The organism is Dietzia sp. B19, from assembly GCF_014145155.1.
Taxonomy (GTDB): domain Bacteria; phylum Actinomycetota; class Actinomycetes; order Mycobacteriales; family Mycobacteriaceae; genus Dietzia; species Dietzia natronolimnaea.
In genome coordinates, this window is sequence record NZ_JAALED010000572.1 from 1 (window position 1) to 10,742 (window position 10,742).

Below are 10,742 nucleotides of genomic sequence, written 5' to 3' on the forward strand. Positions count from 1 at the left end.
GCCGATGCCGAGCGCACCAACGAGGGCTGGAAGCGCTTCCTGGTGCTCAACATGCTGGCGGGCTTCTGCGTGACGCAGATCGTTCTGTGGTCGGTGCTCGTCTGGTCCTGACGCCGCTCGCCGCCCCCGCGGTCACGCGACCTCCGGGGCGCGCACGTCGAGGACGCGTCTGAGGCCTCAGCGCTGGACGCGGGCCATCCAGCGTTGCGAGGGCGGGCTGATGCGCCAGTTGCGGGCGATCGTCCGGAACGCGCGGGAGAACCGTCGGCGCATCGCGGCGGGATCGTCGAACGGGCGCGCGGAGATGCCCACGGTGAGCGACCGGTCCACCCGGAGGCGGTCGGCGGCACCGAACTGGAACGACAGGTCGATGTCGTCGTGCAGTTCCGGGTCCGATCGGTTCACCCCGTCCCGCACGCGATCCCAGGCCTCGCGCCGCATCGCCAGGTTCGACCCGAACAGCACCGGGTGCGCCATCGCGGCGCCCACGGAGACGAAGTACGCGTCCATGTAGAGCAGCCGGGCGGCGCGGGCCCGCCAGCCGCTGAGCCCGATGAACTCGCCCGGGCCGGAGATCGCCACGAGCTCGGGGTCCTCGGTGAACGCCTTGTCGATCCGCTGCACCCAGTCCGGGCCCGGGCGGGAGTCCGCGTCCAGGCGGGCGATCACGTCTCCCGAGGCCGAGTCGTAACCGGTGGCCGTGGCCGAGGGGATGCCCCGCACGGCCTCGGTGACCACCCTGGCCCCGGCGTCGCGGGCCACCTCGGCACTGTCGTCGGCACAACCGTTGTCCACCACCACGATCTCGTCCGGTGTCCTGGTCTGGCGACGCAGGGCCGCGAGGCACCCGGCGAGCTCGTGGGCGTCGTCGAGGACGGGGACGACCACGGAGATGCGCATGCCCCTCATCCTGCCAGCGGGGCGCCGACCCCATCCAACCGGGCGATTTGTGCACTGTTCCAGCGTGTGTGTAATCTGCTAGAGGCTTTAACCCCGAGCTGCGGAGTGATTCGCGACCCGGGGTGGCTGGCCCCCTTAGCTCAGTCGGTAGAGCGTTTCCATGGTAAGGAAAAGGTCGACGGTTCGATTCCGTCAGGGGGCTCGCACGGCACACCGGGCACGGCGATATAGCTCAGATGGTTAGAGCGCACGACTCATAATCGTGAGGTCCCGGGTTCGATCCCCGGTATCGCTACAAGAGAATACGACACGAACCGGCACCTCGTAGGGGGCGCCGGTTTCGTCGTTCCACGGCGCGGTGCCCTAGTTTGAAGGTGATCACTCTGAGGGATCGGCATACCCGATCCCTGTCGCCTCTCGCGAGGCGCTGTTCCGGTTTAGGCGGGCGAGTGTGAGTTGTCCCGATCTCGGTCGGGTGTGCATGGGGCCGAATGGTGCGACACCGTTCGGCCCCATGGCTAACCGCTACCGAGACCAAGTGTCAGTCAGTCACTAATGTTTAAGTGGGAGAGTAAGAGAGGGTTGCAACTATCATGTTGACCCCGTACAGTGACTTGCATCACCTAACAAGTACACGAGGGGTCTGACATGACTGCGAAGATCCGCCCACCGGACGGACCGTGGTCGCTCGCGTGGGCGAAGTCGCCCGACGATGACGGTGCCTGGCTTCCGCTGTGGCGTCACATGGCTGACTCCGCCGAAGTGGCGAACCGTCTATGGATGGAATGGATGCCGCCCGCCTCTCGAGAAGTCGTGGCGGCCGAGACGGGAAGCCAGATTCTGGCGGGTTCGCTTGCGGTCTTCCTCGCAGCCGCTCACGATGTCGGCAAGATCAGCGAGGAGTTCGCGAGCCAGAACGTCGAGTTGCGCGAGCGAATGTCCCGCGTGGGGTTCGCGATACCAAACGCTGCGGTCAGCTCGGGACAACGCAGGGAGAGGCCGCACGGATCGGTGAGCGCTAGAAGCCTCTGGGAGTGGCTGTTCGAAGCCATCGGGGGCCGCGGCAAGGCCTCGACGATTTCGGCGGTGCTGGCCGGTCATCACGGGACGTTCCCTCCAGGGCCGCCCCAGGAGTTGCCGGAGTCGGACGCGATCTGGGCCGAATCCCGCCGATCGGCGATCGACTTCGCTGTGGGGCTCTCCGAGATCACTGAGGCAGATCTCGTGCAGGTGGCCACTGTGGGACTCTCCCAGGCGGCGCAGGTCGTCCTCGCAGGTTTTGTCGTGGTGTGCGATTGGATTGCGTCCAACACGGAGTTGTTCCCGTACGGGACTGATGGGGAAGATGGCGACCGCGCGGCCAGGGGGTTGGCTGCGCTCGCTCTGCCGAGGCCTTGGTCGCCCAGCCCTCCACTCGATGATGCCGCGCTTTTCGCCGACCGTTTCGAGCTGCCGAAAGGTGCGTCTCCGAGGCCGGTGCAACTCGCCGCCGTTGAACAGGCGCGACTCATGATCGAACCCGAGCTCATGCTCATCGAAGCACCGACAGGAGAGGGTAAGACAGAGGCGGCCTTCGCCGCAGCCGAGGTCATCGCGGCCAAATTCGGATGTGGTGGGTTGACGGTGGCGCTCCCCACGTGTGCGACGAGCGACGCGATGTTCAGCCGAACACTGTCATGGCTCGATCGCAGTGTTCCCGCCGGAACAGTCGCCTCCGCACTGCTGACCCACAGTCGTGCGCGATTCAACGACGAGTTCACGGGCCTGTCCGCGGTTGTCCCGGATAGGGGGCTGGCGGGTATCCACGACGATTCCCCCTCGGGTGCCGGATCGCTGACCGCGCACTGGTGGCTCCGGGCCAGGAAGAAGTCGGCGCTCGCCGACTTCACCGTCGGGACCATCGACCAGGTGCTTCTCCTTGCGCTGCAGTCTCGTCATCTCATGCTGCGGCACCTCGGGATCGTCGGAAAGGTCGTGGTCCTCGACGAGGTACACGCGGCGGACAGCTACATGTCCCACTTCCTCGACCGGGCCTTGGAGTGGCTCGGTGCTGAACGGGTTCCGGTCGTCGCCTTGACCGCGACCCTCACGCCGGAGCGCCGATGCGCGATGCTCGCGGCATATCGGAGGGGGCGATCAGCGGCAGTGGGGGAGCAGATCGTGGCGGGCAGCCGACCGGGACCCGACTTCGAGGCGACAGCTGCTGCCACCGCGTTCCCCCTGATCGTCCGGGTGGGGTCGGGACTGCCGACTCTGACGGAGCCAGCGGCCAGCGGCCGGGAGACCGCCTATCGTATGGAGTTCGTCGGCGACGACGACGCTGAGCTTGTCCAGTCGGTGTCAGACGCGGTGAACAGCGGAGTCTGCGTCGTCGTCGTGCGGAACACGGTGGCCCGGGCGCAGGAGGTTTACACCGCCCTTCTCAACGAGCTGGGATCCAGTCGGACGATGTTGATGCACTCACGGTTCATCCTTGCAGACAGGCTCCACCGTGAAGGTCAGGTCAAGGAGTTGCTGGGCCCACCGGCGATCGGACGCAGACGACCCCCCGGCATGGTGATCGTGTCGACTCAGGTCATCGAGAGTTCGCTCGATATCGATGCGGACCTCATGTACTCCGACCTTGCTCCAATCGATCTGATCCTCCAACGAGCCGGCCGCTTGCACAGGCACGACCGACCGGCCGGCACCAGGCCGGGGATCGCGGCGACACCGAGGTTCCTCATCAGCGGCGTCGAGCTCTCGTCCGATGGATCGAGCCCGACCGTAGACAAGGGGTCATCCTATGTATACGGCGGTGCATCTCTATTGCGCACGACGGCAGTGCTCCGTGATCACCTCGAACGCACCGAAGGAATAGTGGAGTCGCCTCGCGACGTCGCAGACCTCGTCCGTGCCGCCTACTCACCAGACGCTGTCCCGCCAGCTGGGTGGGAGGACGACTGGCGCTCAGCCGAGAAACGGCGGCAGGAATCCGATGCGGAGAGAGAGCGTCGCAGCGGGGCGTTTCTTCTCCGCTCACCGGGTCCTGGGCCCGCCTACGGGTGGAACTCGGGATCATCTGACGAGCCCAGGGAAGAGGTGCTCGGACACGCCCAGGTCCGAGACGCTGAGAATTCTCTCGATGTAGTCGTCGTGCGTGAGGTCGACGGCCGCGTTCGGTCCCTGCCGTGGCTGGAGCGACGAGGTGACGAACTGGTCGACTCCGATCTAGGTGTCGACGACGAACTGGCGCGAGCCGTGGCGATGTGCACCGTCTCACTTCCCGCCTGGACTTTTCGTGGCAAACGGGAAGCCTGGCTCATCGAGGAGCTGGAGACGCGTGGGATCCCGGGGTGGCAGAAGTCGCCATGGCTCAAAGGGATGCTGCCGTTGCCGCTGAACGAGGACCTGTGGGTCCGGATCGGAGACCTGCACATGGAGTACGACCGTTCGACCGGACTGACCGTCCGGGTCAAGGGGGACGCATGACCGACACATTCAACCTCGTAGACAAGCCCTGGATCCGTATCCGCGACGTCGAGGGGGAGGTCCGGGAAGTCAGCCTGTCGGAGGCGCTCACCGAGTCGCACAGGATCGAAAGGCTCGCGGGCGAGCTGCCCACGCAGGACTTCGCCGTGCTGCGGGTACTGCTCGCCGTGCTGTACCGCGCGGTGGCGCCGGAGCCGACCGGCGATCCGGAAGGCGTGTGGGAGGAACTGTGGAATCAAGACAGGCTTCCCGCAGCAGGGCTCACCGCATACCTGGACGCGTGGAAGCCTCGGTTTGACCTCCTCGACTCGCAGAGACCGTTCATGCAGGTGCCTGACCTTCACACCTCCAAAGGGGAGTGGCGCAGCCTCGAACTGCTCGTCCCTGATTGCCCCGGTCCCGGGGCGATGTTTCGCCGACGAGATCCGTCGATCTCTCTGGGCCTGGGGGAGGCTTCACGGTGGCTCCTGCACTGTCAGGCTTATGACCCGTCGGGAATCAAGTCAGGCGCAGTAGGCGATCAACGGGTGAAGGGAGGGAAGGGCTACCCGACGCCCGTCGGATGGGCGGGCTGGATGGGCGGGCAGTACATCGAGGGGACGAACCTCCGCGAGACTCTGTTGCTCAACCTGGTGCTAGATCGCAGGTACGACCGTAGGGACATTCCTCTATGGGAGGAAGAGCAGCACCTGACCCAGGACGTGAGATCGCCTGAGATGTGTGGACCATTCGGTCAGCTCGGACTCCTGACGTGGCCTGAACGACGGGTGCGCCTCCACGTTGAGGAGGGGGAGGTCGCCGAAGTGCTCATCTGCAACGGCGATCCCATCCCGTACACCCTCCAGAGCGAGCACGAACTGATGACGCCCTGGCGTTTCAGCGAACCGCAGACCGCCAAGGCGAAGTCGATCATCTACATGCCGAGATCCCTGACCAGGGGGCGCGCGCTGTGGCGCGGTCTGGAGACACTGCTCCCAGATCCGTCCGGAGCAAAGGTCAAGACCAAGTACGGGGATGCGGAGTCCGCCCGCCCCTCCGGAGTGGTGAATTGGGTCGGCAAGCTCGTGAGCGAGAAAGTGCTCCCTCCTGGATTCCAGGTGAGGATCGTCGCGACAGGGGTCGAGTACGGCCCTCAGATGGCGGTGATCTCCACCGTCCTCGCTGATCGGCTCGCCTTCGCCGGCGTGCTCGCAGACGTCTCCTCCGGTGCACATCGCGCGGCGGCCACGACCGCGGTCGGTGAGACCGACGCCGCGATCCGGGCGCTCGGGAGCCTCGCCGACAATCTGGTCGTCGCGGCGGGTGGTGACGCGGGGCCCGCCCGCGAGGGTGCCGTGTCCGGCGCTTACGAGGAACTCGATCGTGCATTCCGACGCTGGCTGCGCGACCTCGGTCCGGAGACATCGCCCGACGCAAGTCTTCAGAGCTGGCGTGAGGGGTGTCGCCGGACGCTCGCGGCCAGGGGGGAGGAGCTGGTGCGGAACGCCCCGCCGGCAGCGTGGCGCGGCCGCGAGCACTCCGGGCATGTGGTTTCCGTGGGGCAGGCGGACCTGTGGTTCCATCGGTCACTCGCCAAGGCACTGCCCTTCCTGCCTCGTGACGACCTCCCGGCAACCAACTACGCCGACGACAGCACCACCGAGAGGACTGAACAATGATCACCACCGAGCCCGCACAGGCAGGCACGCGCCGCGAGACGCTGGAAAGCTACGTGCGAAGTAGGGCGGTCGGACTTCATAAGCGTCTCTCTGCCGGCGACAGCTCCGCCCGGGCGTCCCTCGCTCGGATGCGACGCGCGGTCGGCGCCGATATCGCTGTTCAACCCGAGGCGTGGGGAGAGGTCTACGCGGGATTTCCCGAAGAACTGGTGGGAGAGGGCGACGACGTCGGCCCCTACGAATACGCCGCGCACATCGCTCTGACCCTGTTCGCGCTCCATCAGCAGTCGCAGGCGCAACCGATGCACGTCGGCGGTCCGTCCGCGAGGTTGGGATCCGCGGTGCGAAAGCTGGCCACCCCGAACGACGCGCAAGAACACGAGCAGGCGACGCTTCGCCGGTTTCAGGCGTTGGTCACGGCAGACGAACTCCCTGAGATCGTGCATCACCTGAGGGGAATCGTCCTCCTCCTCAAAGCCAAGTCGATCCCGCTGGACTACGGACGACTCGCGTCGGACGTTGCGTCGCTTCACTCGCCTGAAGGAGCGACCAGGGTGAAGCTTCGGTGGGCGCGCGATCTGTACACCGCGCCGAGGTCTCGCCCGAACGCCCACCAGCCCCCGTCCAAGAACTGAGTCCTCAGCCCTCTCACTACAGGAGTAGCAATGACTACCTATATCGACGTACATATCATCCAAACGGTTCCGCCTTCCAACATCAATCGAGATGACACGGGCTCGCCCAAGTCCGCGGTGTACGGCGGGGTTCGCAGGTCTCGAGTATCGAGTCAAGCGTGGAAGCGGGCCACGCGCGCCGAGTTCTCTTCGCACCTCGACACCGCGGAGCTCGGGGTGAGGACCAAGCGGGTCGTCGAGCAAATGATCGGGGAGATCGTCGCACGGCGCCCCGATCTGGAGGAGTCCGCCGAGGATCTCGCCGCGAAAGTGCTCAAGGTCGTGGATATCAATTTGGCCAAGGAGAAGAAGGAATCCTCCGAGAAGCGGGAGGTACCGCAGACCGAGTACCTGATCTTCCTCTCGCGTGCCCAAATTTCGGCCCTCGCGGAACTCGCCATCGACTCCGTCGACAGCACTCCGGACAAGAAGTCGGTCAAGAAGGCGTTCCATGACGACACCTCTATCGACGTAGCCTTGTTCGGCCGCATGATCGCCAATGCGCCCGACCTCAACGTCGACGCCTGCTGTCAGGTGGCTCACGCGATCTCGGTGCACCCCGCCTCCAACGAGTTCGACTACTTCACCGCGGTAGACGACAAGGCGCCGGAGGACAATGCAGGCGCGGGAATGATCGGCACTGTCGAGTTCGTGTCATCGACGATGTACCGGTACGCAACGGTGAACGCCGACGCGCTCGCCGCCTCACTCGGGTCGATCGAGGCCGCTGCCAAGGCGGCCGAAGCTTTCGTACGGGCCTTCGCTGTGTCCATGCCCACCGGCAAGAGCAATACCTTCGCGAACAGGACCCGGGCCGACCTCGTCCTGGTCCAAGTCCGAGACGATCAGCCGGTCAACCTTGTCGGAGCCTTCGAATCCGCCATCGCGTCGACCACCGGTCGCACGGAGCAGGCGGTCTTGCGATTGGCCGAACACGCGGCCGACCAGGATGCCGCTTACGGGACCCTCCCCGTCGCCGGTGCGTTCCTCGCTGCAGGTGCCGCGGCGACCGAGACGGCGCTCGAGAAGCTCGGGGAGATCGGTCAGCGGGCCGACCTCAACGGTGTCGTCCGCCTGGTGGGCGAGCAGGTTCGCGAAAGGGTGGAAGAGAAGTGACCTCGCTTCTCCTCAGACTCGCCGGCCCGCTTCAGGCATGGGGCGACTCGAGTCGGTTCAACGACCGCACGACTAGGAGGGAACCGACCAAGAGCGGGGTCGTGGGCTTGCTCGCCGCTGCGTCTGGCCGGAGGCGCACCGATCCGATCGAGGACCTCGCTAGTCTGCGGTTCGGTGTCCGGAGCGATCAGCAGGGCCGGCTCGTTCGCGACTTCCAGACGAGCATCGACTGGCGCACCGGGAAGTCCAAGCCACTCACCTCTCGTCACTACTTGAGTGACGCATGTTTCGTGGTCGCGGTCGAAGGGGAGGACGAGCTCCTCGAAGGTCTGCGGGAGGCGCTCCGTCGACCGGTCTTCCCCGTTTATCTGGGGCGTCGATCATGCCCACCGGCCGGACGCGTGGTTCTCGGGATGCGGGACCCCGGAGTCGAACAGGCGTTGAGCGACGAGCCGTGGCAAGCCTCGGATTGGTATCGGAAGACGTGTTCGTCGCCCGCTCACCTCCCGGTGACCCTCGACGCCACGCAAGGATCGGTCCAGGACGAGTTAATCTCCGATCATCCTGTGAGCTTCGACCCCCGAGACCGTAGGCACGGAGTGCGAGCGGTCGTCCACACGGAGGTCATCGTCGACAATCCACTCGGGCGTCCGGGAGTCGGCCATGACCCCATGAGCATGTTGTGAGGCCACCTATGTACTTGTCGCGAATGCACCTGAATCCGCGTCGGCGGGGCACCCGACTCCTGATCGGCAATCCGCAGACCGTGCACGCCGCTGTGATGTCGTCCTTCCCCCCGACCGCACACGGAGAAGGCCGTGTTCTCTGGCGTATGGATCGCGACGGTGACCACTTGGCGCTGTACATCCTCAGCCCGACCGCTCCGTCGTTCGAGCACATCCAGGAGCAAGCCGGCTGGTCCAATCAGGAATCGTGGGACGTGCGTCCGTATGGCCGTGTGCTCGATCGGATCACATTGGGTCAAGAATACTCGTTCCGGTTGGTCGCCAATCCGAGCCGAATCGTCACGGGGGAGGACGGGAAGAAGCGTCGGTTCGCCCATGTGACCGTCGATCAACAATTGGGTTGGCTCACTGATCGTGCGTCCTCACTCGGTGTGGAGTTCATCGACGCCGGTGGAGTCTTCGACGATGAGAAGAGGGTTCCCGCCGTCGCGGTGACGTCGCGTGAGATCTCGCGTTTCCAACGCAAGGGAGCCACGGTGACAGTATCGAGGTCCCAATTCGATGGGGCGATCCGAGTCACTGATGTCGACGCACTCCGCAGCACTTTGACCAACGGCGTCGGCAAGGCCAAGGCATATGGGTGCGGGCTTCTCACACTGGCGCCACTCGGCCGGAGGTGAATCGTGAAGACACCCGGAATCCGTCCCTCCAAGTCCCGGGAATTGACCCGGGTGGAGGACAGAGTCACCTTCCTCTACTTGGAACACTGCACTATCGGGCGAGACGCGAATGCGCTCACCGCCACCGATGAACTCGGGGTCATCCATATCCCGAGCGCCTCGCTCGGGGTGCTGATGCTGGGCCCGGGTACGCGGGTCACCCACCAAGCAATGTGCGTTCTCGCCGATAGTGGATCGTCGGTCGTGTGGACGGGTGAGAACGGGGTGCGTTACTACGCCCACGGCAGACCATTGGGACGGTCGACGAAGCTGCTCGAAGCTCAGGCGCGATTAGTCAGCAACAATCGGTCCCGTCTCGCTGTTGCGCGGGAGATGTACGCGATGCGCTTTCCAGGTGAGGACGTATCGCGTCTGACCATGCAGCAGTTGCGCGGCCGGGAGGGTGCGCGCGTGCGGAAGTCGTATAGGGATTGGTCGGTCACGACCGGCGTGGAGTGGTCGCGGAGAGAGTTCACCGTGGACGACTTCGACTCGTCGGATCCGATCAACCAGGCCCTCTCTGCCGCGCACTCGTGTTTGTACGGCGTAGTCCATGCGGTGATTGTGGCTATCGGATGCTCGCCGGGGCTGGGGTTCGTCCACACCGGTCACGACAGGTCGTTCATCTACGATATTGCAGATTTGTACAAATCGGCCATCACCGTGCCCATTGCATTCCAGTCGGTTGAACAGATGGATCAAGATGACCCTGAAGCGCTTGCGGGGCTCGCCTCCACCGTCAGGAGGCAGGTTCGCGACGCGATGCGTGGACACCGGATCCTCAGTAGATGCGTGGCTGATCTACGTTTTCTGTTGCTACCGGAAACGGAAGATGAGGGTGAGGACGGGCTCGCGACGGTGATTGAACTCTGGGATGAGCAACTCGGGCGGGTGTCTGGCGGTACGAACTACAGCGAGGACGTGCCATGGTGACGATTGTCCTCACAGCTTGCCCAGCCGGGCTACGGGGTCACTTGACTCGATGGTTGATCGAAGTGAGTCCAGGAGTGTTCGTGGGCAGAGTCAATGCGAGGCTGCGTGATGAGCTCTGGAAGCTCATCCTTGAACTCGTGAAAGACGGGCGAGCGATCATGACTTACTCGACAAGGGAAACAGAGCAAGGGTTCGACTTTCGTGTCCATCGGCACGACTGGTCGGTAGAGGATTTCGAGGGGCTACGTGTGATGCGTAGAACCACCTCTAGTAAGCGCACCACCGGAATGCGTAGAGGTTGGTCTGCTGCGTCGCATCTGCGCCGGAGAAAGTAAACTAGAACTCCGAGTACTGCTCCATTTTCCGCTGGTCAGCCAGTGTCGTCCCCGCGCAGGCGGGGCTGTTCCTCATGGCGCCGTCCCCGATCGCGAACGCGGCCAGTCGTCCCCGCGCAGGCGGGGCTGTTCCCAACCCCACGCTGCCGGACACCGATCTGCCTCCGTCGTCCCCGCGCAGGCGGGGCTGTTCCGGAGCCCCAGCGCCAACCGGGCTGGCTTCCCTCGTCGTCCCCGCGCAGGCGGGGCT

Annotated in this window: 9 protein-coding genes and 2 tRNA genes; 10 read left to right on the top strand and 1 reads right to left on the bottom strand. The window is 64.8% G+C overall.

The window, feature by feature from the left end:
* Nucleotides 1–177 precede the first annotated feature (177 nt).
* Complete coding sequence (locus tag G6020_RS15795) at nucleotides 178–900, bottom strand: glycosyltransferase family 2 protein (RefSeq protein WP_182611256.1); 723 nt, start codon at nucleotides 898–900, stop codon at nucleotides 178–180.
* A gap of 129 nt (nucleotides 901–1,029) precedes the next feature.
* On the opposite strand from G6020_RS15795, the gene G6020_RS15800 reads away from it, so the two are divergent.
* From G6020_RS15800 to cas2e, 10 genes are all read left to right on the top strand, one after another.
* Nucleotides 1,030–1,102, top strand: a tRNA-Thr gene (locus tag G6020_RS15800).
* 19 nt (nucleotides 1,103–1,121) lie between these two features.
* Nucleotides 1,122–1,195: transfer RNA gene (locus G6020_RS15805), tRNA-Met, on the top strand.
* A gap of 353 nt (nucleotides 1,196–1,548) precedes the next feature.
* Entirely contained in the window at nucleotides 1,549–4,371 is a 2,823-nt protein-coding gene (cas3, locus tag G6020_RS15810) for a CRISPR-associated helicase Cas3' (RefSeq protein ID WP_182611257.1), read from the top strand.
* Nucleotides 4,368–6,029 (top strand): type I-E CRISPR-associated protein Cse1/CasA, encoded by a 1,662-nt coding sequence (casA, locus tag G6020_RS15815; RefSeq protein WP_182611258.1) that lies wholly within the window; start codon nucleotides 4,368–4,370, stop codon nucleotides 6,027–6,029. The genes cas3 and casA overlap by 4 nt, the downstream gene beginning before the upstream one ends.
* Nucleotides 6,026–6,664, top strand: a complete 639-nt coding sequence (casB, locus tag G6020_RS15820; RefSeq protein WP_182611259.1) for a type I-E CRISPR-associated protein Cse2/CasB — start codon at nucleotides 6,026–6,028, stop codon at nucleotides 6,662–6,664. The genes casA and casB overlap by 4 nt, the downstream gene beginning before the upstream one ends.
* Before the next feature lie 30 nt (nucleotides 6,665–6,694).
* Nucleotides 6,695–7,819, top strand: a complete 1,125-nt coding sequence (gene cas7e / locus G6020_RS15825) for a type I-E CRISPR-associated protein Cas7/Cse4/CasC (RefSeq protein WP_182611260.1) — start codon at nucleotides 6,695–6,697, stop codon at nucleotides 7,817–7,819.
* On the top strand, nucleotides 7,816–8,505 hold the full coding sequence (gene cas5e, locus G6020_RS15830) for a type I-E CRISPR-associated protein Cas5/CasD (protein ID WP_182611261.1): 690 nt from the start codon (nucleotides 7,816–7,818) through the stop codon (nucleotides 8,503–8,505). The genes cas7e and cas5e overlap by 4 nt, the downstream gene beginning before the upstream one ends.
* 8 nt (nucleotides 8,506–8,513) lie before the next feature.
* The gene (gene cas6e, locus G6020_RS15835) at nucleotides 8,514–9,185 is read left to right on the top strand and encodes a type I-E CRISPR-associated protein Cas6/Cse3/CasE (protein WP_182611262.1); all 672 of its coding nucleotides are present in this window, start codon (nucleotides 8,514–8,516) and stop codon (nucleotides 9,183–9,185) included.
* A gap of 3 nt (nucleotides 9,186–9,188) precedes the next feature.
* Nucleotides 9,189–10,157, top strand: coding sequence for a type I-E CRISPR-associated endonuclease Cas1e (gene cas1e, locus G6020_RS15840; RefSeq protein ID WP_182611263.1), 969 nt, complete (start codon nucleotides 9,189–9,191; stop codon nucleotides 10,155–10,157).
* Nucleotides 10,151–10,492, top strand: coding sequence for a type I-E CRISPR-associated endoribonuclease Cas2e (gene cas2e / locus G6020_RS15845; RefSeq protein ID WP_182611264.1), 342 nt, complete (start codon nucleotides 10,151–10,153; stop codon nucleotides 10,490–10,492). The genes cas1e and cas2e overlap by 7 nt, the downstream gene beginning before the upstream one ends.
* Nucleotides 10,493–10,742 lie beyond the last annotated feature (250 nt).